Source organism: Streptomyces violens (assembly GCF_000717745.1).
GTDB classification, from domain to species: Bacteria; Actinomycetota; Actinomycetes; order Streptomycetales; family Streptomycetaceae; genus Streptomyces; species Streptomyces violens.
In genome coordinates this window covers 360,184-381,357 of sequence record NZ_JOBH01000006.1, presented here as the reverse complement: position 1 = coordinate 381,357, position 21,174 = coordinate 360,184, and the positions used below count along the sequence as shown (strand labels likewise).

Annotated in this window: 24 protein-coding genes and 1 pseudogene; 8 read left to right on the top strand and 17 right to left on the bottom strand. The window is 70.7% G+C overall.

The features are described from left to right. Positions 1-88 precede the first annotated feature (88 nt). Positions 89-526, top strand: coding sequence for an Lrp/AsnC family transcriptional regulator (locus tag IF04_RS0114230; protein WP_030255899.1), 438 nt, complete (start codon positions 89-91; stop codon positions 524-526). Positions 527-535: 9 nt separating this feature from the next. Here IF04_RS0114230 and IF04_RS36600 read toward each other — a convergent pair whose 3' ends face one another. Then, on the bottom strand, positions 536-1,267 hold the full coding sequence (locus tag IF04_RS36600) for a hypothetical protein (protein ID WP_051831230.1): 732 nt from the start codon (positions 1,265-1,267) through the stop codon (positions 536-538). A gap of 128 nt (positions 1,268-1,395) precedes the next feature. Between IF04_RS36600 and IF04_RS0114220 the strand changes: the two genes are divergently transcribed. Then, positions 1,396-2,877 (top strand): aminotransferase class I/II-fold pyridoxal phosphate-dependent enzyme, encoded by a 1,482-nt coding sequence (locus IF04_RS0114220; RefSeq protein WP_030255894.1) that lies wholly within the window; start codon positions 1,396-1,398, stop codon positions 2,875-2,877. A 38-nt stretch (positions 2,878-2,915) separates the two neighbouring features. Here the strand turns inward: IF04_RS0114220 and IF04_RS0114215 are convergent, their stop codons facing one another. From IF04_RS0114215 to IF04_RS0114185, 7 genes are all read right to left on the bottom strand, one after another. After that, positions 2,916-3,692 (bottom strand): VOC family protein, encoded by a 777-nt coding sequence (locus IF04_RS0114215; protein ID WP_037959325.1) that lies wholly within the window; start codon positions 3,690-3,692, stop codon positions 2,916-2,918. A 373-nt stretch (positions 3,693-4,065) separates the two neighbouring features. Then, a complete protein-coding gene (locus IF04_RS0114210) occupies positions 4,066-4,572 on the bottom strand; it encodes a DUF6328 family protein (protein WP_030255888.1) in 507 nt (168 codons plus the stop codon). Next, positions 4,572-4,784 (bottom strand): hypothetical protein, encoded by a 213-nt coding sequence (locus IF04_RS0114205; RefSeq protein ID WP_030255884.1) that lies wholly within the window; start codon positions 4,782-4,784, stop codon positions 4,572-4,574. The genes IF04_RS0114210 and IF04_RS0114205 overlap by 1 nt, the downstream gene beginning before the upstream one ends. Positions 4,785-4,882: 98 nt before the next feature. Further along, a complete protein-coding gene (locus IF04_RS0114200) occupies positions 4,883-5,509 on the bottom strand; it encodes a YigZ family protein (RefSeq protein ID WP_030255881.1) in 627 nt (208 codons plus the stop codon). A 57-nt stretch (positions 5,510-5,566) separates the two neighbouring features. Beyond that, complete coding sequence (locus IF04_RS0114195; protein WP_030255878.1) at positions 5,567-6,862, bottom strand: cytochrome P450 family protein; 1,296 nt, start codon at positions 6,860-6,862, stop codon at positions 5,567-5,569. Between the two features lie 35 nt (positions 6,863-6,897). Continuing rightward, entirely contained in the window at positions 6,898-7,680 is a 783-nt protein-coding gene (locus IF04_RS0114190; protein WP_051831229.1) for a TetR/AcrR family transcriptional regulator, read from the bottom strand. Between the two features lie 169 nt (positions 7,681-7,849). Beyond that, positions 7,850-8,050 carry a cold-shock protein gene (locus tag IF04_RS0114185; RefSeq protein ID WP_030255872.1) on the bottom strand — a complete coding sequence of 67 codons (201 nt, stop codon included), beginning with the start codon at positions 8,048-8,050 and terminating at the stop codon, positions 7,850-7,852. Between the two features lie 293 nt (positions 8,051-8,343). Between IF04_RS0114185 and IF04_RS0114180 the strand changes: the two genes are divergently transcribed. Then, positions 8,344-8,757 carry a CoA-binding protein gene (locus tag IF04_RS0114180; protein WP_030255869.1) on the top strand — a complete coding sequence of 138 codons (414 nt, stop codon included), beginning with the start codon at positions 8,344-8,346 and terminating at the stop codon, positions 8,755-8,757. A 71-nt stretch (positions 8,758-8,828) separates the two neighbouring features. Here the strand turns inward: IF04_RS0114180 and IF04_RS0114175 are convergent, their stop codons facing one another. Both IF04_RS0114175 and IF04_RS0114170 read right to left on the bottom strand, forming a co-directional pair. Continuing rightward, a complete protein-coding gene (locus IF04_RS0114175; RefSeq protein ID WP_030255866.1) occupies positions 8,829-9,035 on the bottom strand; it encodes a hypothetical protein in 207 nt (68 codons plus the stop codon). 43 nt (positions 9,036-9,078) lie between these two features. Continuing rightward, positions 9,079-9,291 carry a hypothetical protein gene (locus tag IF04_RS0114170; protein ID WP_030255863.1) on the bottom strand — a complete coding sequence of 71 codons (213 nt, stop codon included), beginning with the start codon at positions 9,289-9,291 and terminating at the stop codon, positions 9,079-9,081. A 144-nt stretch (positions 9,292-9,435) separates the two neighbouring features. Between IF04_RS0114170 and IF04_RS0114165 the strand changes: the two genes are divergently transcribed. After that, complete coding sequence (locus tag IF04_RS0114165; protein WP_030255859.1) at positions 9,436-9,945, top strand: GNAT family N-acetyltransferase; 510 nt, start codon at positions 9,436-9,438, stop codon at positions 9,943-9,945. Positions 9,946-10,011: 66 nt separating this feature from the next. Then, positions 10,012-11,250 carry a 4-hydroxybenzoate 3-monooxygenase gene (locus IF04_RS0114160; protein ID WP_030255857.1) on the top strand — a complete coding sequence of 413 codons (1,239 nt, stop codon included), beginning with the start codon at positions 10,012-10,014 and terminating at the stop codon, positions 11,248-11,250. 10 nt (positions 11,251-11,260) lie between these two features. Here the strand turns inward: IF04_RS0114160 and IF04_RS0114155 are convergent, their stop codons facing one another. Together IF04_RS0114155 and IF04_RS0114150 are read right to left on the bottom strand one after the other, a co-directional pair. After that, entirely contained in the window at positions 11,261-11,815 is a 555-nt protein-coding gene (locus IF04_RS0114155; protein ID WP_030255853.1) for a YbaK/EbsC family protein, read from the bottom strand. Between the two features lie 151 nt (positions 11,816-11,966). Continuing rightward, positions 11,967-12,539, bottom strand: coding sequence for a helix-turn-helix domain-containing protein (locus tag IF04_RS0114150; RefSeq protein WP_030255850.1), 573 nt, complete (start codon positions 12,537-12,539; stop codon positions 11,967-11,969). Between the two features lie 163 nt (positions 12,540-12,702). Here IF04_RS0114150 and IF04_RS0114145 point away from each other — a divergent pair, with 163 nt between their 5' ends. Then, entirely contained in the window at positions 12,703-13,572 is an 870-nt protein-coding gene (locus IF04_RS0114145; protein ID WP_030255847.1) for an EamA family transporter, read from the top strand. A gap of 63 nt (positions 13,573-13,635) precedes the next feature. On the opposite strand, the gene IF04_RS0114140 is transcribed toward IF04_RS0114145, so the two are convergent. Beyond that, positions 13,636-14,430, bottom strand: coding sequence for an acyltransferase (locus tag IF04_RS0114140; RefSeq protein WP_425428412.1), 795 nt, complete (start codon positions 14,428-14,430; stop codon positions 13,636-13,638). Between the two features lie 260 nt (positions 14,431-14,690). On the opposite strand from IF04_RS0114140, the gene IF04_RS0114135 reads away from it, so the two are divergent. Beyond that, a complete protein-coding gene (locus tag IF04_RS0114135; RefSeq protein WP_030255841.1) occupies positions 14,691-15,110 on the top strand; it encodes a PPOX class F420-dependent oxidoreductase in 420 nt (139 codons plus the stop codon). Between the two features lie 165 nt (positions 15,111-15,275). On the opposite strand, the gene IF04_RS0114130 is transcribed toward IF04_RS0114135, so the two are convergent. The 4 genes from IF04_RS0114130 to IF04_RS0114115 all read right to left on the bottom strand — a co-directional run bounded on the left by IF04_RS0114130 (position 15,276) and on the right by IF04_RS0114115 (position 20,344). Continuing rightward, positions 15,276-15,845: a gamma carbonic anhydrase family protein gene (locus tag IF04_RS0114130; protein WP_037959321.1), complete on the bottom strand. Its 570-nt coding sequence runs from the start codon at positions 15,843-15,845 to the stop codon at positions 15,276-15,278. A 243-nt stretch (positions 15,846-16,088) separates the two neighbouring features. Next, positions 16,089-16,751: a DedA family protein gene (locus IF04_RS0114125; RefSeq protein WP_030255836.1), complete on the bottom strand. Its 663-nt coding sequence runs from the start codon at positions 16,749-16,751 to the stop codon at positions 16,089-16,091. A gap of 359 nt (positions 16,752-17,110) precedes the next feature. Continuing rightward, a complete protein-coding gene (locus IF04_RS0114120) occupies positions 17,111-17,833 on the bottom strand; it encodes a class I SAM-dependent methyltransferase (protein WP_030255834.1) in 723 nt (240 codons plus the stop codon). 84 nt (positions 17,834-17,917) lie between these two features. Next, entirely contained in the window at positions 17,918-20,344 is a 2,427-nt protein-coding gene (locus tag IF04_RS0114115; protein ID WP_030255831.1) for a SpoIIE family protein phosphatase, read from the bottom strand. A 451-nt stretch (positions 20,345-20,795) separates the two neighbouring features. Here IF04_RS0114115 and IF04_RS39725 point away from each other — a divergent pair. Continuing rightward, a pseudogene (locus tag IF04_RS39725) lies at positions 20,796-21,174 on the top strand (hypothetical protein); the annotation flags it as partial.

The window sequence follows — 21,174 nt, the reverse complement described above, 5'->3', positions numbered from 1 at the left end:
GAAGCGGAACACACAAGACTCGAAAGGAAACTCGCCGCCAAGCCGCAAACTATTTACGAATGACAGCCTCCGACATACATTCCTTTGCATGACTGAGGTCGACGACATCGATCACCGCCTGCTGCGGCTGCTGCGCGAGGACGGCCGCCGGACCTTCTCCGAGATGTCCGCCGAGGTGGGTCTTTCGGTCGCCGCGGTCAAGCGGCGCGTGGACCGGCTCAAGGACATCGGGGTGATCACCGGCTTCGCCGCGCAGATCGACCAGAGCAAGCTCGGCTGGGGCATCGAAGCCTTCGTGGAGCTGCGCTACGCCGGCACGACGCGGGTCAACGAGATCGTGCGCTCGGCCTACAACGTCCCCGAAGTACAGGCGGTCTTCACCATCGCCGGCGATCCCGACGCCCTCATCCAGGTACGGGTGCGCGACATCGCCCATCTGCAGCAGGTCATCGACGGGCTGCGCAGCGCGGGCCGGGTCACGGGCACGAAGACGCTGATGGTCCTGGGGTCGTGGAGCCGGACCTGAGCGCCGCTGTCACGTCTCGCCGCAGAGCCGCTGTACGACGTCGCGTGCGCACTGTGCCACCTCACGGGATCGTTCGGCCTGGCGCCGGTGGTCGTCCGCGGCGTCCGGGTCCTCCGCCATGAGGCAGTCGTGGCGGCGGGCGACCTCGTCCTCGGCGTCGGCCAGCCCGACCGCCGCCGCGAGGAACTGCGCACGCAGCCGGGCCACCGCCTCGTCGGGACTCGTCCCCTCGCCGAGGACCCCCTCGTCCGCCTCGTCGGAGAGGTCCGCCCCCGGTGGCTGTTCGCCGCCGCCGGTTGCCGCCTGCCGCTCCGAAGCCCTGAGCTCACGGTCGACGGATTTCTGGTCGCGGTCGTCGCTGGCGTCCGCGCGGCGCAGCGCCGCGCGGCTCCGGTCGAGGCCCGCGGCGGTCGCGTCGAGCAGGGCGCGGGATCGCTCCACCGCCTCGTACGACCGCTGCCGGCTGCCGGCCGTCATCACCCCCATCTGCTGTGCGCGGTGGTCCAGCCGGCGTTCCAGCTCGGAGAGGCGCAGCTCCCGGTCGTCCAGGGCACGCTCCCGGTCGTCGGCGAGGCGTTCCCGTTCATCGGCCAGGCGCTCGCGCTCGTCCGCGGCGCGGTCCCGCTCATCGGCCAGGCGGTCGCGTTCCTCCGCTGTGCGGTACCGCTGCTCGGCCTCGTGCTCGCATGCGTACCCGTCGCCCCGGTCGGCGCCTGATGTGTCCGACGGCTCGCTGTCCATGCCGCCAGTATGCGTCGCTCCACCGCCCGCCGGGCTTACGTTCAAGCGCGTTCGGGGGAGCCTGTCTCGTTACCGCTCAGGGCATATGCCCGGATTGACGTCACCCGCCCGCGGGAAGCCGTGGGTACATGGCACAGGATCACACGCAGGCCCCGGTTCTCGAAGCGCTCGCCGACTACCGCGAGCTCGGGCGGCTCTCCTTCACGCCGCCCGGACACAAGCAGGCCCGCGGCGCCGACCCCCGGGTCCGCGAGGTGCTGGGCGACGCCGTCTTCCGCGACGACGTGCTGGCCAGCGGGGGCCTGGACGACCGGCGGACGTCGGGCCGGGTGCTGGAGCGCGCCGAGAACCTGATGGCCGAGGCCGTACACGCGTCGCACACCTTCTTCTCCACCTGCGGCAGTTCGCTGTCCGTCAAGGCGGCGATGCTGGCCGTCGCGGGGCCGCACGAGAAGCTGCTGATCGGCCGGGACGCGCACAAGTCCGTGGTGTCCGGCCTCATCCTCTCGGGCGTCAACCCGGTCTGGGTGGAACCGCAGTGGGACGCGGAGCGGCACCTGGCGCACGCGCCCTCGGCCGAGGCGTACGAAGCCGCCTTCGACGCCTGCCCGGACGCCCGCGGCGCGCTGGTCACCAGCCCCACACCGTACGGAAGCTGCGCCGACATCGCGGCCATCGCCGAGGTCTGCCACCGCCGCGGCCGGCCGCTGATCGTGGACGAGGCGTGGGGCGCGCATCTGCCCTTCCATCCCGATCTGCCGTCCTGGGCCATGGACGCGGGCGCCGATGTCTGCGTGACCAGCATCCACAAGATGGGCAGCGGTCTGGAGCAGGGTTCGGTGTTCCATCTGGGCGGCGACCTGATCGACCCGGCGCTGCTGAAGTCCCGCGCCGACCTGCTCGGCACGACCAGTCCCTCGGTACTGCTGTACGCGGGCATGGACGGCTGGCGGCGGCAGATGATGCTGCACGGCGAGGAGCTGCTCGGCCACGCGCTGGAGCTGGCGGCGGAGGTCCGGACCGGGATCGAGAAGATCGACGGGCTGCACGTCAACGACCGTGCCGACTTCTGCGGGCCCGGGCTCGGGCACGACTTCGACCCGCTGCCCGTGGTGATCGACGTCAGCGAGCTGGGCACGACGGGGTACTGCTGCGCCGACTGGCTGCGCGCGCACCGTGGCATCGACGCCCACCTCTCCGACCACCGCCGGATCAGCACACAGATCACGCACGCCGACGACCGCTCCACCGCCGACCGGCTGCTTGCCGCGCTGCAGGATCTCAGCCGGGCGGCGCCGGAGCTGCGCCCGGCGCCGGAGATCGAGATCCCGCCGCCGGCCACGCTGCGGCTGGAGCAGGCGTGCCTGCCGCGGGACGGGTTCTTCGGGGCGACGGAGGACGTGCCGGTGGCCAGGGCGGCCGGGCGGATCGCGGCGGAGATGCTGACCCCGTACCCGCCGGGCATCCCCGCGGCGCTGCCCGGCGAACGGCTCACCGCGCCCGTACTGCACTACCTGCGGACCGGCATCGAGGCGGGCATGAACCTGCCGGACGCCAGGGACACCACGCTCGGCACGGTCCGGGTACTGCTGGAGGAGACGCACCCGTAAACGTGTGGGTGCATCCGTGAACGCGCTCGCGTGCGTCCTCAGATGCCTTCCGTGACCGTGAAGAGCCCGCCCTCCGGGTCGCGGAGGGTGGAGCGGTGGCCGCCGCCCTCGGTCTCCACCGGCGGGGAGACGACCGCGCCCCCGGTCTCGGTGGCGGCCTCGGCGGCCGCCTTCACGTCCGGTACGCAGAAGTGCACGTGCCAGCGGGGCCGGACGTGCGGGTCGGGCGCCGACTCGATCGCTCCCCCGCGCAGCTCGGCCACCGTGTGGTCGCCTTCGCGCACGATCACGCGCTCCTGCTCGTACGCCACGTCGCAGCCCTTGCCCTCCTCGGCCGCCCACTGCAGGACCTCGGCGTAGAAGATGGCGGCGTCGAACGCGTCCCGCGTCCGCAGCTCCAGCCAGGCCGGCGCGCTGCCCTGGCCGACGGACCAGCCGGCGGGGACGCGCCCCTCCCAGATCCCGAAGGTGGCACCGTCCCGGTCGGCGGAGATCGCGGCGCGGCCGGGCCCGAAGGACCGGGGGCCGACGGCGACCGTGCCGCCGCGCTCCCTGATCCGGGCGGCGCAGTCGTTCGCGTTCGCGACGGCGAAATAGGGGGTCCAGGCGACGGCGACGTGCAGGGCGCCCGCGAGCTCGCCCAGGCCCGCGACCGGGTTGCCGTCCATGAAGGCGACGGAGAACTCCTCGCCCAGCGCCCCGGGCCGGAAGGTCCAGCCCAGTACCGCGCCGTAGAACTCCTCGGCCCCCTTCAGGTCGCGCGCGCTCAGGCTGACCCAGCACGGAACTCCTGGCACAGGTTCGGTCGACGCCATGCTGGACGTCACTCCTTTCGCTCCGGCCGGGCTGCCCCGCACCGGCCTCCCGCTCCGCGGCGCACGGGGCCCGGGCCCGGCCTGATCCGTTCGCCCCACAGTGTCATCCGTGGGCCGGGAACACGCGTGGACGACACCCCGGTACCTCCCGTCCGAAACCGCCGGAAGTACGGACCGCGGGACGGATCCCGTGCGCGGCCGCTCAGCGCACCGGCACTCCCGAGGCTACGCCTGCGAACGGAAAGTGGCAGGCCACGCGGTGTCCGGGCTTCGTCGACGCGGCGGTCTGGGTCGAGTACGCATGGGCACGCGGCGCCGTACGAACCGACCGGTACGGTCACGGCGTTGGAGGTGCAGCCGCGCGGGACCGCGCTCAGCGGTCGCCGTTGCGCCGGGAGCCGCACAGCGCGCACACCGGCAGCACGAACCAGCACAGGATGAACCACACGAACACGCCGCCCACCAGCCACAACGCACCGGTGCCATGCAGCGCGACCCGCAGGATGAGCAGCATGGCCGACACCATCGTGCACAGCAGCAGCACCAGCCCGAGCACGGTGAGGCGGGAGGCCCACGTCACGGTCTGCGGCTTGAGGCGGTGCCCGGTCACCAGCCGGTGCAGTGACACCGGGCCGATGAGGGAACCGGTCGTCGCGGCGCCGAGCACGACCGTGACGATGTAGATGTCCCGGCCGATGTCGTCCAGGCGCGCGAAGCCGGGCTGGAAGACGACCGTGAGCAGGAAGCCGAAGAGGATCTGTACGCCCGTCTGCGCGACACGCAGTTCCTGGAGCAGCTCGGCCCATCGCCGGTCCGCCCGCTCCTCGGGGGTCTCGCGCCGGCCTCTGGCCACGCCGTCCGGCCCACCACCCTCGGTCATCAGTCCGGCGGCTCCGGCGCGGGGGCGCCGGGCGGGGTCTCCGGCTGCTCGTCCGGAGGCGCGTCGGGCGCGCCCGGCCCGGGGGCGGGCGCCGGCTCGTCGGGGGTCTGCTCGGGCGGTTCGGGGTCGCGCGGTACGGGTTCCGGGTCGCGCGGAGCGGACCCGGGCGCGGGCCCGTACCCGTCGGTTTTCGGTGCAGCGGTGCTGGTCATCGCACCTCCTCACTAAAAGGTGTGCCGTGACCGGTTACCCCGCACCGCAGGGCTCAATCAGGACAGCCGCCGGGCACCGCTCTCCGGCTAGAGGCGTTCTAGCCCTCGCCGTACGCCTCGCCGCCCAGCTCCAGCGTGGCGGTCCCGGCCGTGGCGTCGGCGAGCCAGGCGCGGAAGGCGGGCAGCTCGCTCTCCGGGAGGCCGATCTCGATCGTGACGGCCTCGGCGTAGCGGACGTCCCGGACGTCGCGCCCGGTGGCCCGCAGGTCGTTCTCGACCTTGCCGGCCCGCTGGTGGTCGACGGTAACCGTGACCAGCCGGAACCGGCGGCGGGTGACCGTGCCCAGCGCGTCCAGGGCCTCCCCGACCACCCCGCCGTACGCCCTGATCAGCCCGCCGGCGCCGAGCTTGATGCCGCCGAAGTAGCGGGTGACGACGGCGACGACGTACCGCATCTCGCGCCGCACGAGCATCTGGAGCATGGGGACGCCCGCCGTGCCGCCCGGCTCACCGTCGTCGCTCGCCTTCTGGACGCCGCCGTCGGCGCCGATGACGTACGCGAAGCAGTTGTGCCGGGCGGTGGGGTGCTCCTTGCGGATGCGGGCGATGAACTCCTGCGCCTCGGCCTCGGTCGCCACCGGCGCGAGCGCGCAGATGAAGCGAGACTTGTTGATCTCGATCTCGTGGACGCCTTCGGCGGCGAGGGTGACGTACTGCTCCTGCATCACGCCACCCTAATGGGCGCCACGGGCCCTCCTGCAGGCGGACGGACGGCACGGGCCCTACAGGCGAACCGGCAGGGCGGTCAGCCGCCAGCTCCCCGGTACCGCCGCCCGCTGCAGGTCAGCGGGGTCGACGGCGAGGGAGAGACCGGGATACCGGGCGAGCAGCCGGCCGAACGCGACCTCGCCCTCCTGGCGGGCGAGCGAGGCACCCAGGCAGTAGTGCATGCCGTGGCCGAAGCCGACGTGGTCCTCGCCGCGCCCCGTCGGCTGGCGGGTCAGGTCGAGCCGTTCGGGGTCGGCGTAGTGGCGGGGATCGCGGTTGGCGGCGACCAGGAGCAGCTGCACGGCCTCCCCCTTACGGATCAAGGTGCCGCCGATCTCCGCGTCCTCGGCGGCGTACCGCAGCTGGGTCATGTGCACCGGCCCGGCCCAGCGCAGCAGCTCGTGGACGGCGGACGGGAGCAGCGCCGGGTCCGACCGGAGCAGATCGAGCTGGTCGGGGTGGGTGAGCAGCGCGGCCGTGCCGTTGGTGATGAGGTGCGCGGTGGTCTCGTGCCCGGCCAGCACCAGGGTGAGGATCATGGTGACCATCTCGACGTCGCTGAGCCGGCCGCCGTCGTCGTCATGGGCCCGGATCAGCTCGCTGATGAGGTCGTCGGTGAGCGCGCCGCGCCGCTCGCTCACCAGCGCATGTATGTGCTCGATCATGGCGGGGAACACCCTCCCCACCCGCTCCGGGTCCATCGTGATGAGGTCGGCGCCCCAGGTCCGCCACTGCGGGCGGTCCTCCTCCTCGATGCCGACCAGCTCGCAGATGACGGTGATCGGCAACGGGTACGCGAAGTGCTCGAGCAGGTCGACGACGCCGTCCTCGGCGTGCTCGGGGAGGCGGTTCAGCAGGTCGTCGGCTATCTCCTCGACCCGCGGCCGCAGATTCGTGATCTTGCGCGCCGTGAACGCCCGCGACACCAGGCGACGGAGCCGGGTGTGGTCGGGGGCGTCGTTGTTCAGGATGGAGCCGCGCATGTAGACGTGCAGGTGCTCGGGCATGCCGAGCATGTCCAGCAGCCTGGCCAGCGGGTCTTCGCGCGTGCCGTCCGCCGACACCACCGCCGGGTTGTTCACGAACCGCTGGTCCCGCAGGACTTCCCGTACCTCGTCGAAGCGGGTCACGAACCACACGGGCGAGTCGTCCACGAACCGGCCGCGGACGACGGGCCCCTGCTCACGGAGCGCGCCGTAGCCGGCGAACGGGTCGGCGAGGAGCGCCGGGTCGGCGACGTTCGGCTCGCCGGGGTGCTTGCCGACGTTAGCGGTTATCGGGGAGGTCTGGGTGGCGGGTGCTTCGGTCATCGTGCGTTCCTCCAGGTCGTGGGGGGTCGGTCACGTCAATGACGCAATTGCCGCCGCATTTCCTGCTCGCTGAGCTCTTCGAGGCGCTCGTAGAGCGGGATGATCTCCAACGCGGCGGCTTCCGCGGCCGCGCGGGTACGGACGGCGGCGGTACCAGTACTGGCGGTACCAGTACTGGTGGCGGGGTCGGCTGAGGTCTCCAGCGCGCTCCGCAGGGTGTGGGCGAGGATGCGGGCCCGTTCCTCCGCGGCGTGCGGGGCACGGTCCTGGAGCAGCGCTTCGGTCAGGAAGAAACCGGAGGCCGTGGCCAGCAGCGCGTACTGCTGCTGCACGACGTCCATGTCCAGCCGTATGAGCCCGTGTTCGCGCAGCACTTCGAGCCAGCGGCGCACCACCTGATCTCCGTACGACGTGAGTTCGGCGAGCTCCTTCTTGGCGATGTCGTTGAACCGGCCGAGGATGTCGGCGTCGTCGTTGTAGAAGGCGCGCAGTACGGGGTCCGCCAGGAAGTCCTGGTACAACCCGCTCATCATGCGGCTCGGCAGGACCTCCAGCGGGTCGGTCCGCATACGGGCCAGCTGGGAGCGGTGGCTGCGGAGTTTGGACCGCAGGACGACGGCGAGGAAGAGCGCGTCCTTGGTCTTCCAGTGCAGATAGACCGTGCCCTTGCCTACCTGGGCGCGGCGGGCGATCTCGTCGATGGTGACGCGCCGGTACCCCCATGCGACCAGCAGCTCCCCCGCCGCCTCCAGAATCCGCTCGCCACGCTCCACGTGTTCGCCGCCCCCATGCTGCTCGTCCTGGCCGTCTGACTCCATGACCAATTTCGAAATCTGGTCACGAGGTCAACGTAGAGCGGCCGGAAAGCTGTCCGTAAGGCGCTTTCCGGCCACGAACCGGGAGCCGGGAGCCGGGAGCCGTAAAAAACGAGGTGCCCGTACCTCCCGGTACGGGCACCTCGTCATGTCATCTCATGCCATCACTGGCTCAGAGCGCGCGGACATCCACGGCCTGCGGGCCCTTGGGGCCCTGGACGACGTCGAACTCGACCTGCTGGTTCTCATCGAGGCTGCGGAAGCCCGCGCCGTCGATCTCCGAGTAGTGCACGAAGACGTCCGGGCCGTCGGCCTGGGCGATGAAGCCGAAGCCCTTCTCGGCGTTGAACCACTTCACGGTTCCCTGAGTCATTTGCTGCTCCTTACAGGGGCTGTGTCGGAACTCGCACCGTGCGAGATCCCGGCCGCCTCACGACGCGACTGCTCCTGGAAGGAAAGCTCCGCGCTCGCAACATCGTTTCTCTGCGAGCATGCGACTGCACAAACACAAGCAAAAACTGCGACCGCTCTCTTCAACGAACGCCCTGGGAGAATCATTCCCGACCGGAAAACCCCCTGGTCAGCGAGGGGCAATCATGAGGAGGGGCAATCATGAGGGGGGCAACCGTGAGGCAGGCACCGCACGACAACCGCCAGGAGGCACCCATGTACGGCGATGACGACTCGGCGACCATTCGCAGGATCCTGACGGAGCTCGGGGACACCTGGGCCATCGTCGGCCTGTCCTCGAACCAGCGGCGGGCCGCGTACGGCGTCGCGGAAGTACTGCAGCGATTCGGCAAACGCATCGTCCCCGTGCACCCGAAGGCCGAGCCGGTGCACGGGGAGCAGGGCTACCCCTCCCTCGACGCCATCCCCTTCGAGGTCGACGTCGTCGACACCTTCGTGAACAGCTCCCTTGCGGGCCAGGTCGCCGACGAGGCCGTCGCCATCGGCGCCAAGGCGGTCTGGTTCCAGCTCGGCGTCATCGACGAGGCGGCCTACGAGCGCACCCGCGCCGCCGGACTCGACATGGTCATGGACCGCTGCCCCGCGATCGAGATCCCCCGGCTGGGCTGACAGCCGTCCGCGCCCCGGCCTGGAGGGGCCGGGGCGCGGACAGCGGACGGGACTTTGGGTGGTCGACGGGCTTACGGGTGGTCGGGGCGCTGATCAGCAGGTACACCGCCGCCCGGGCCACCGCCCTTGCGGCCCTTGTCGGTACCGTGTGCGTGCTCGGCGCCGCCGGGGCCCACCTTCCGGTCGGAGCCCGCCTTGGCTTCCGCCGCGTCCTGTACGGCCGCGCTCTTGCCACTGCGGCGCAGTTCGTTCGACTGCGGGTTCTTGCTCTTGCTCACCGCGTCCTCCTCAGGAGTTCGCCGGCTCAGGGGTTCCGCCGGCTCAGGACTTCCGCTGGTCGTCGCGCTCGTTGCGCTGCCCCTTCGGGCCGAGCCCACGCTCCGTCCGGGGGCCGTGGGTCTGCCACTGCGGATCGTCCTCGAGCCGCCCCTTCGCGTCCTCGTTCGCGTGCTTGTCCGGGATTCCCTGGTCCTCGGCTTCCCGACGGAGCTGCGCCCGTCGCCTGTCGAACTTCTTGCTCCCTGGTTCGGGCATGGTTTCCACACCTCCACTGGACCGGTTCTCCGCTCCCAGCGTCCCAAAACACCCAAAAAGCCGCTAATGGCCAGTGCGCCGCGCTGCATGACACACGCGACAACACACGCGCGTGCTCGCGCGCACGTGCGCTAGCGTCCGGCCATGATCGAGATACGACAGGCAGGCCCCGAGGACGCCGAGGAACTGGTACGGCTGCGTCGGCTGATGTTCGCGTCGATGAACGGCTCCGACGAGCCCGGCAGCTGGGAAAAGACCGCCGCGGAGATCGCCCGCCGGCAGCTCTCGGGCCCCGACCCGGTACTGGGCGCCTTCGTCGTGGACGCGGACGGCGCGGCGGACGAAGGCGCCGCTCCCCGGCTGGCCGCCTGCGCGGTGGGCACGGTCGAGCAGCGGCTCCCCGCACCGCAGCACCCCACGGGACGCTTCGCCTTCATCTTCAACGTGTGCACGGATCCGGAGTACCGCGGCCGCGGCTACGCCCGCGCGACCACCGAAGCGCTGCTGACCTGGCTGGCCGAACAGGGCGTGTCCCGCGTCGACTTGCACGCCACCGACGAGGCGGAGGCCCTGTACCGCGCCCTCGGCTTCGCGGAGCACTCGACGCCGTTGTCCTTGGACGTACGTACCTACGCCGCCACGCGACGCCCCTGACCTGCCAGTTCGGCCATACACTGCCACCAGTTCCCGTTCCGGCACCACCTGAAGGAATCCACCACCGTGGCCGACTCCCCTGCTGCCTCGCCTTCCCGCGCCGATCAGGCGCACCGTACGTCCGTCGTCATCATCGGCGCCGGCCCCGCCGGGCTGACGCTCGCGAACGTCCTGCACGCCGCGGGCGTCGACTGTGTCGTACTGGAGGCGGAGAGCCGGGAGTTCATCGAACAGCGGCCGCGGGCCGGCTTCATCGAGGAGTGGGTGGTACACGCCCTGGACCGGCACGGGCTGGCCGGCGGACTGCTGGAACGGGCCGAGCGGCAGCGGACGTTCGAGTTCCGGTGGGACGGCGAGCGCCACGTGGTGGAGCCGGGCCGGTTCTCCGGGCAGAGTCATTTCGTCTACCCGCAGCCGCTGTTGGTGACCGACCTGGTCGCCGCCTACGCGGACGCGGCCCGCGGCGACATCCGCTTCGGCGTACGGGACGTCCGGCCGGCCGACATCGACACGGACCGGCCGTCCGTCTCGTACACCGATCCGGAGACGGGCGAACGGCACCGCATCGACTGCGCGTACATAGCCGGCTGCGACGGCGCGCGGAGCGTGGCGCGCGCCGCGATACCCGCCGATCAACTCCGCATCTCCCGCCTGGACTACGGCATCGGCTGGCTCGCGCTGCTCGCCGAGGCCCCGCCGTCCGCCGAGGGCGTCGTCTTCGGCATCCACGAGCGCGGCTTCAGCGCCCACATGGCGCGCACGCCCGAGGTCACCCGGTACTACCTGGAGTGCCCGCCGGGCGACGACCCCGCGAACTGGCCGCACGAACGGATCTGGAGCGAGCTGCGCACCCGCCTCGCCGCGACCGGCGCGCAGCCGCTCACCGAGGGCCGGATCATCGAGAAGACGGTCCTGGACATGCACAACTACGTGGTCGAGCCGATGGGTTACGGCCGCGTGTACCTCGCCGGCGAGTCGGCCCACCTGGTCGCGCCGATCGCGGCCAAGGGCATGAACCTGGCAGTGCACGACGCGCTGCTGCTCGCCCAGGCACTCATCGCGGCCTGCACGTCCGGGGACGAACAGCCGCTCGCCCGCTACTCGGACGCCTGCCTGGGAAAGATCTGGCAGTACCAGGAGTTCTCCCAGTGGCTGTCCGAGGTCATGCACGGGGCTTCGTCCGGCGACCCCTTCCGCGCGGGCACGGCGGCGGCCCGGATGCGGCAGCTCCTCGCGTCGGACGCCGCGGCGGCGGCCTTCGGCGAGACGTACCTCGGCACGGCCACGGACATCGCAGCGCTCTGAGAGCCTGTGGCTACGTCCCTGCCGGGCGCCCCAGTCCCTCCAGTACCCGCGCCCCCAGCAGGTTCGCGAGCGCCTCGCCCGGGACGATGAGCTTGCCGCGCCGGGCGCCGCTGCCGATCAAAAGGTACGGGGCCTCGGCGACGGCCGCGTCCACCAGGAGCGGCCAGTCGGCGGGCAGCCCGATGGGCGTGATGCCGCCGTACTCCATGCCGCTGCGGCCGACCGCGGTGTCCATCGGGGCGAACGACGCCTTGCGGGAGCCCAGTTCGCGGCGTACGACGCCATTGACATCCACGCGGGTCGTGGAGAGCACCACGCAGCCGGCGAGGGTGACGGTGTCGCCGCGCTTGCCCGCCACCACGACGCAGTTCGCGGACTGTTCGAGCAGCCAGGAGCCGTAGTGCTCGACGAGCAGCGCGGTGTCGGCGATGGCCGGATCGGTGTCCACGTGCAGGAGCTGCTTGACGTCCACCGGCCCCTGCCAGTCGCGGATCGCGGCAGCGACGGGCTCGGGCAGCAGATCCAAACACTCAACGGCGGGCCGGACCTCCTCGAAAGCGTCCATGGGCGTGGCAGCGGACGAAGAGGAGGAGGGGGTGGGCGAAGGTGTTGATGTCGGCATGCCCGTCAAGCTAACAGGATCATGAGCACGGCTGACTCCTGTCACGGCCCCTGTCTCACTTTCCGGACTCAGCGGCCGGACCCAACGCCCGGGCTCAGCGGCCGGACGGGACAATCACCGCCATCGTCATCTCCACGACCTCCTCGCCGTCATTGCGGTACGCGTGCGCGGCCGACGCCTCGAAGGTGGCCGAAGCACCCTCCGGTATCGCATGCTCGTCCCCGTCCACGACGAGGATCAGCTCCCCGCGGCGCACATGGAGCAGCTCCTTCGTCCCCGCCGGATGCGGGTCCGACTCACTGTGCTCACCGGGCATCAGCCGCCAGTCCCACATCTCGAACGGGCCGGGCGCCTCCGTACCGACGAGCAGCGAGGTGTGACTGCCGGCCTCGGTCGACCACATCCGTACCGCGTCGCCGGGCGCGACCGTCCGCACCTGCGGCCCCTGGTCGTACTCCAGGAGCGTGGTGATGCTGATGCCGAGGGCATCGGCGAGCTTCACGGTCGTCCCCACGCTCGGGTTCGTCCGCGCCTGCTCGATCTGGATGATCATGCCGCGGCTCACGCCCGCACGGGCGGCCAGGGCATCGAGCGTATAGCCCCTGTCGGCGCGCCAGTGCTTGAGATTGCGCGCCAACGACTGCGTGAGCTGATCGAGATCCGTCACCGTTCCGTTCCGTTCCGTCCGTCGTCCGTCCAGCCCGCTGGAGAAGGCAGCGAGGCAGCGATGGCATCGAGGTCAAATATATTGGATGACGCGGTGCACCATCCTGAACTACGCTGTCCTGTACTACATCGTTCATCACACTGTACTTGCGAGGACTGACACCATGACCGCGGTATTCGCCCTGGCCAGCAGTTTTCTGTGGGGAGCCGCCGACTTCGGCGGCGGACTGCTCACCCGCCGCATGCAGGCACTGACCGTCGTGGTCGTCTCGCAGGTGATCGCCGCGGCGGTGCTCGGCGCGATCGTCGTCGCCACCGGCGCCTGGCACGCGGCAGCGCCGGAGCTGTGGTTCGCCGTCGCGGCCGGCGTCATCGGCCCGGCGGCGATGCTGTGCTTCTACCGTGCGCTCGCGCTCGGCCCGATGGGCGTGATCTCACCGCTCGCCTCGCTGGGCACCGTCCTCGTGCCGCTCGGCGTGGGCTTCATAGGCGGCGAACGGCCGGGCGTGGTGCAGATCGCGGGCATGGTGGTGGCCGTCGTCGGCGTGGTGCTGGCCGGTGGACCGCAGCGCGGCGGCGGCGCGGTCACGCGCGAGGCCATCGTCCTCACGCTGATAGCGGCGTTCGGCTTCGGCGCGGTGATGGCGTTCATCTCCGAGGCGTCCACGAACGTCACCGGGCTCTTCCTCGCCCTGTTCGTACAGCGCGTGTGCAACGTCGCGGTCGGCGGCGCGGCCCTGTACGTGGCGACCCGGCGCGGCACCCCCGCGCTGCCCGAAGGCGGCATGGCCGTCATCCGCGCCGCCCTCCCGGCGCTGGCATTCGTCGGCATCGCCGACGTCGCGGCCAACGGCACGTACGCGATCGCCACCCGGAGCGGCCCGGTCACCATCGCCGCCGTACTCGCCTCCCTCTACCCCGTCGTCACCGCGGTCGCCGCGATGGGCGTACTCAAGGAGCGCCTGCGCGCCATCCAAACGGCAGGCGCCTCACTGGCCCTCGCGGGAACGGCCCTGCTGGCTGCCAGCGGGTGAGGCGACGGAGGTAGCGGGGACTGATGGAGGTAGCGGGGACTGTCGTGGCGGTCTAAGGCTCGGTCACGCCGGTCGCTCCTGCCTACCGGGCGTGCCCGACCCCGCCCCGGACTCCGTCAGCGCCTCCGACTCCGGCTCCGTCTCCGACTTCGACTCCGCCAGCGCCAACAGCTGGTCCGGGGTGACGCCTTCGGGGATCGGTACCGGCGGCGGCGTACGCAACGGGGGCTGCCAGCCCGCCGCCGGGTCCCACGTGCGGACGACCTTGGCGGGCGCCCCGGCGACCACCGCGTGGTCGGGCACCTCGCCACGCACGACCGCACCAGCCGCGACCACGACGTTCCGGCCCAGCCGCGCGCCCGGCAGGATCACCGCGCCCGCGCCCAGCCAGGACCCGCTGCCGATCTCGACGGGCGCGGTCCGCGGCCACTGCTTGCCCACAGGCTGCGCCGGATCGTCGTACGAATGGTTGTCGCTGGTGATGTAGACGTACGGGCCGCAGTAGACCTCGTCGCCGATGGTCACGGTCTGCGAGGCGACGACGTGGCTGCCCCGGCCCAGCACGACCCCGTTGCCCAGCCGCAGTACGGACTCCGGGCCGAGATCGAGCCCCGGCATCATCCCGGCGGTCAGCGTGACCTGCTCGCCGATGATGCAGTACTCGCCCAGCTCGATCCACCGCTCACCGAACACCGTGCCCTGGGGATAGGCGAGCCGGGTTCCGCCCCCAATACGGCGGAAACGGTACGGCCCGGGCCGCTCGGCCGTCACCGCGCCGGCCTCCTGGACCCAACGCGTACCCCGGTGCACGACCCACGACGCGGCCCGGCGCCGCCAGGCCCCGACAGATGAGAACACGTTCTTCTTCGCACGCACCCGCTCACCGTACTCACGAGTAAGACCAACGCACCCCGCCCCGACCTGTGATCTTCACCCCATGAGCGGGCGGCGGTGTGATCGGCAGGGGAAGCGCTAGGCCATAGGGCAGATGACGTGGGGTGGGTGCGGGATGGGACGAGCGGGATATGGCACGGTGCAGGTGCGTCTCATAGCTGGGACCGCCCGTGCGGTGCCCGAGCCGCGGGACGTGAACACAAGCACAACGAGGAGGAGAGTCCATGTCGAATCCCCCGCTTCCCGAGGCCGCTGTCACCATGCTGAGGAAGCCGAATCCGGCTGTCATCACCACGCTCCGGTCCGACGGCCAGCCGGTGTCCACGGCCACCTGGTACCTCTGGGACGACGGACGGGTGCTGGTCAACATGGACGAGGGCCGTAAGCGGCTGAGCCATGTGCGTAAGGACCCGCGAGTGACGCTCACCGTGCTCGACGAGGAGAGCTGGTACACGCACATCAGCATCATCGGGCGCGTCGTCGAACTGCGCGACGACGAGGGGCTCGCCGACATCGACCGGCTGGCCCAGCACTACATGGGAAAGGAGTACCCGCAGCGGGACCGCAAGCGGGTCAGCGCCTGGATCGAGATCGACCGCTGGCACGGCTGGGGCACCCTGAAGGACAGCAGCCAGCCGGGCTGAATCACTCGGTCGGGAGGCCCTCGCCCGTCGTGCGTCGGGTCGGCCCCGTCAGCAGTACCCGCCCGGTCCGCGGTAGCGGCCCGGGCCGGGCCCCTGCCGGAGTCACGGTTCGGCGCCCGTCACCGACGGCTGCAGCTGCGTCTACAGCTACACCTACAGCGACAGCTACGCCTCGCCAGTCTCTGCCGACTTGCCCGGGCCGTTGCCCGGCCGGACCGTCTCACGGTGGCGGATGGCGAGGTCGACATAGACCGCGGCGTTCAGCTTGATGGACTCGCGTTCTTCGTCGGTCAGCTCGCGCTTGACCTTGGCCGGTACTCCGGCGACCAGCGAACCGGGCGGCACCTGCATCCCCTGCGGTACCAGCGCCTGCGCGGCTACGAGGGAGCCGGCGCCGATGCGGGCGCCGTTCAGTACCGTGGCGCCCATGCCGACCAGGACGTCGTCCTCGATGGTGCAGCCGTGCAGCACCGCGTTGTGACCGACCGACACGCGCTCGCCGACCGAGACCGGGAAGCCCGGGTCGACGTGGACGGTGCAGTTGTCCTGGATGTTGCTCTCGGCACCGATGGCGATGGAGCCGCCGTCGGCCCGCAGAACGCTCTGGTACCAGACGCTCGAACCGGCAGCCATGGTGACCTCGCCGAGTACGACGGAGGTGGGAGCGGTGAACGCCTCGGGGTCGATCGTCGGCTCCGGCCCGCCGACCCCGGAAATCAATGCCTGTTCCGCCATCGCTGTCTCCTCATCGCGTGTCGTCGCGCCTCGACGCCTACACGGCAGTCGCCGATCGTGCTGCGCCGAGAGCACCGTAGGCGACGTACGCCAGGGCCTCGCCTCACTGGGGCGAAGATCACAACAAGAAGATCGCCGTGTCATGTGAGGCGCGCGAGGCGCGTACGCAAAAAGGAGGCGCGCACGCAAAGAAACGAGCCGGGGTGATCCGCGACAGCGATCAGTCCGTTGCCGCGACAGCGATCAGTCCGTTGCCGCGGCGGTCGCCGGCTGACGGTCCTGCTGGTCGGCCGTGGCCGTGGCCGTCGCCTTGGCCGCGCGGCGCTTCATGACGATCAGCGAGCCGAGGCCGAAGAGGACCGCGGCGACCAGGCCCAGCCAGGAGAAGCGCTTCAGCCAGGGCTCCGCGACGATGCCGACGCTGTAGATCAGCGCGGTGGTACCGCCTGCCCAGACGATGCCGCCCAGGATGTTGGCGATCAGGAACTTCCAGTACGGCATCCGCAGTACGCCCGACAGCGGCCCGGCGAAGATCCGCAGCAGGGCGATGAAGCGCCCGAAGAAGACCGCCCACATGCCCCACTTGGCGAACTTCGCCTCGGCCATCGCGACGTGCTCGGGCCCGAAGTGGCGCGGGAATTTCCGCCCGGCCCAGTCCAGCAGCGGCTGGCCGCCCTTGCGGCCGATGACGTACCCGATGGAGTCGCCGACGATCGCGCCGACCGTCGCGCACGTGCCCAGCACGACCGGGTTGATGTGGTCCTGCGTCGCGGCCAGCAGCGACGCGCTGACGAGAACGATCTCGCCCGGCAGCGGAATGCCCAGGCTCTCCAGCCCGATGATCACCCCCACCAGGAGGTAGACGCTCACTGCCGGTACGGACTCGAGCCACTCCTGGACGTGCAACGCGGCTTCCTCCACCTCATATCGGGCCCATCCACGGGCCGCCCCCTGACGCGCGACGCCGCACGTCAGGGAAGGGTACTCGATGACCTGGTCACGCATGCGGCCGCCGCGCGTGGCGCGCGGCAGCCGGCAGTCGCTGTTCAGCGGCCTCGGCCACTGTTCATCAGAGGGTGGGACGCAACGTGGAGCACATCAGTTGCCCACGGCCGCCGGCAGATTCTCCAGCGCCGTTCCCCAGCGCCATCTATTTGCCGTCCCCAGCACTATCGATTTATCGATTAGCCGTCGCGGATCAGTGCCTGAGCAGCCGCCCGAGGCAGAGGCTCACCCGGTCCACGATGGTGTCGGAGACCGCTGCGTTACCCGTCCCTGCCCAGGACCATCCACTGTGCGGGAAGGTCGATGCGCGAACCGTCCGCGCGGTGTTCGGTCATCACCAGGTCGGTTTCCCCGCTCGCCAGTACCGTCAGGCCGAGCGAGCGGAAGAGTTCGGGTATCAATGCGTCGTCCGCCTCGGCCGGGGTGAGGCCGTGGTCGAAGATGCTGGCCAATTTGGGTGGCGGGCCGGACGGCCCCTGTGCCGCCTGCGCCAGCACACTCTTGCTCCGGGACAGCAATTCGACCACGAACGCCCGGCCACGGGAGCCGATCAGTGTCGCGACCGCGGCGGCGATCGCCGGGCGTGCCGACGGTTCGCTCTGATGGACCACCGCACGCATGTAGACGTTGGCGTCGCCGAGGTTGTTGTGGAGTTCGTCCACCGCTGCCGGATCGGCGGCGTTGAGCTGCCTGAACTCTGCCACCTTGCCGGCGTCTGCCCGCCGGGCGTGGGCGACGGCTTCCTGTGACAGGTCCACTCCGACGGCCCGGTTGAAGTGCGCTGCCAGGTACCGCGTTTGGGTGCCGGTGCCGCAGCCGATGTCCACGATCGGCAGCGTGGCGTCGGCGAAGGGCTGGAGCAGCGGCAGGTGGGTTCCCGCGGCGAGTTCGGCGTCACAATCGAAGATGGCCGCGCCCGGGCCCTCGGGAGTGTCGCGCCAAAAACCTTCCCACGCTTCGCAGTACGCCGTTGACACGCTCATCCGCACTCCCGGAACCCGGCCGTCCGCCATCTTCCCTCCTTGCTACCGTCCGGCCAGGTCATGCGGCAAGTGGTGTGATCAGGGTTACCGGGCGTCGGCTCGCGACAGCAACTGCTCGAACCAGACCGTTTTACCGAGCGACTCGAGGTTCGTCCCCCACTTGTGGGCCAGGCGGTCCACGATGCGCAGCCCGCGCCCGTACTCCGACTCCGGTCCGCGATCGAGGAGGACCGGGGCTGCCGGGTCGTCGTCGCTCACCTGGCACAGCAGCGTGTCCGTCCGCACCAGCCGCAGCTCGATGCGCTCAGTACGGGCATGGCGTACCGCGTTGGTGACGAGCTCGCCGACGAGCAACTCGGCGGTCGGCGCGCGGTCTGCCGCTCCCCAACGGTGCATCACCTCGCGGACCAGGGCACGTGCCCGCGCCGCCTCCCCCGGCTGAGGGGCAAGACGCCAAGTGACAACGTCGGAACGTGGAATGCCATTCAGGCGGGCCATCAGCAAGGCCACGTCGTCCTTGCGGCCGCCTGCGGGGTTGAGCGTGCGGATGATGGCGTCACAGGCGTCGTCCATGGAGGCGGCCGGGTGGGCGGCGCTCTCGCACAGGGCGGCGAGGCCGGCGCCGATGTCCTGGCCGCGCACCTCCACCAGACCATCGGTGCACAGCACCACACGGTCGCCCGGCGCCACCGGGTACGAGACCTCTTCGAAGGCCACTCCCCCGACGCCGATCGGCGCGCCGCTGGGAACCGCGAGCAGCTCGCTGCTTCCGTCCACGGCTCGTACCACCACCGGTGGGATGTGGCCGGCGTTGGCGATGCGCAGCGTCGACGCAACCGGGTCGTAGACCGCGTACAGGCATGTCGCGAGGTAGTTCTCGCCGAGCCGTTGCGCGAGGTCGTCGACGCGACGCAGCAGTTGGGCGGGCGACAGGTCCAGTGAGGCCAGGGTCTGCACGGCGGTACGCAACTGGCCCATGATGACAGCCGAGTTCAGTCCGTGGCCCATGACGTCGCCCACCACGAGCGCCAGCCGGGATCCGGGCAGGGTGATGGTGTCGAACCAGTCGCCGCCGACCTTGCCGAGCCTGGTGCCCGGCAGATAGCGGGTGGTGACGTCGCAGCCGGGCATGCGCGGACTGACGCGCGGGAGCATCTCCTCCTGGAGGGTCTCCGCGACGTTCTCCTGGCGGGTGTACATGCGCGCGTTGTCGAGTACCAGGCCGGCCCGGGCGGCGAGTTCGGCTCCGGTGGTGCGGTCCATGTCGTTGAACGGCTGACGGCCCGGGCGGCGCAGCAGCACCATGAAGCCGAGGACGACCTGACGTGCCTTCAGCGGGACGATGAGGATCGAGCGGCCGTTGATGAGGGGGCGCAGGTCCCGCTTTTCGAACTGGCCGGCGATGCGGTCGCCCAGCTCGTCGCTGATGTGCGGGATGAGCACGGGCTCGCCGGTAACCATGCACTGGAAGAAAGGCGTGTGTTCGGGGAAGGCGATGGCTTCGCCGACCGGGACGGTGTCGTCCCAGCGGCCCGGCTCGTCGTTGTGCTCGACCCAGACGCGGTGCCAGACGGTGGTGACGTCGGGCGGCCCGTCGGGAAAGCTGTCACCCGCGAGCACTTGGGCTCGCAGATGGGTACCGGCGAAATCGGCGAATCGTGGCACGGCCGCGCTGGTCACTTCACGGATGGTCACCTCCAGGTCCAGGGAGGTGCCGATGTGCCCGGAGACCTCGTTGAGGAATTCCAGGCGTTCCCGTACCGCGGAGTGCTCCAGGTCGAGTGCCTCTTGGGCCGCCATGTCCGTCGCCGCGGAAGCACCCGCATCGAGGCCGACGCGCTGCGGAGTCCGGCGCTTACGTGCCAGATACTTCGGTACGCCCCAGTCCGGCGTCACCGGAATCCGCTCATGGCTCCTGAGCTCGAGGACCGGGTAGCCCATGTCCAGGACCTGCGCGACGATCCGGGCGCCGGCGGCGGGGCCGGTGTTGGGCAGGATGTCCGGCAGCCGCCGGGCGAGCAGATCCGCTTCGGGGAACTCGGTGTACCCGGCGAAGCCGGGGCATGCCTGCTCGCGGGCCGCGTTGCCACCCCGGTGCTCGGCTTCGGCCCGGGCAGCATCGGCCACCAGTACCAGCAGGCGCTCGGGCCCCGGACCGATCAACGGGTACGCCCACCACAGCACGTCGAGGGAGTCGTTGCCCGGCCCGGGCAGACGGGCGCGGCCGGCGGCCGGTTCCGGCGTCGCATCCGTGAGCCAGGTATCCAGCTCCCGGTCCGACAACGGGCCGTCGGCTGCCGGCCCGCTCTCCTCCGGCGTGGGCAGTGCGCCGAAGACGGGAAGCAGATCGAGCACCGGGCTGCCGAGGGCGTCCTCGCGCGGAACGCCGAACAAGTGGCTCGCGCGACTGCTCCAGTGAGACACCAGGCCGCCTGCGCCCGCGATGACCACAGCCAACGGCAGCCGCCCGGACACGGCGGCACCGGCGCCGGATGGCAGGCAATCGTCCATCGTCCGCAGAACTCCTCACTCTCGTGCCGGCGGCCGGACCGGTCGCTCACGAGAGCCCTCCGCACCAGCGCTACGCGACCACGGTACGACTCAGAGACAGAAAGCGACTGCACAGTCACATATTTCCCACTGCGCACAAGGAAGACCGGGCGCCCCAGAGGTGAACGAAGCCGGCCGCCCTGCTTCCCCAGTGCCTCGAGGTCTACCTGAGAGCGGCGGCGACCAACCCTTCGAGGGCTTCGCGCCGTACATCGCCGCCGTTCACCAACTGGCGGCGGCGGCCCTCGCCGCTGAGCCGGCGCCCGGCGAGCAGCGCCATGCCGTCGACCAATTCTTCGGCGGTGCGCAGCGCAGTTCCGCGTGGTCGAGCTGTACGAGACGGGTGACGAACGCGGTGAGCAGTGCGGCTCGTGTGCGGAAGTACGCCGACGTGGTGCCGCGACTGGCAGCCGCGATCGGTCTGCACACGGTCGACCCGGGCAGCGACTTCGAGCTGACCTGGGGGCGCGGGGCCGAGTTCGGGCACATCGGACTCCAAGACGGGCGGGCCGAGTGGCACGCCGTTCTCAACGTGCCTGCCGGTACGCGGTTCGCTGATCCGCTTGCCGAACTGCGGAGGCGCTTCCGTACCTGGCACGATCCGATTCCGGCCCGGCTCGATGCGACTCGTGCCGACGCCGTGCTGCACCACGACGTCAACGAACTCCGCACGCCGCTTTCCCATCCACTGGCCGTCGGTCTGCGCAACACGGCGATGCGGCTGCCCCCCCGCCCGGGCCACCATGCGCATGCTCCTACGGCACCACAGCTGGGTGCCGCCTCAGGTGAGC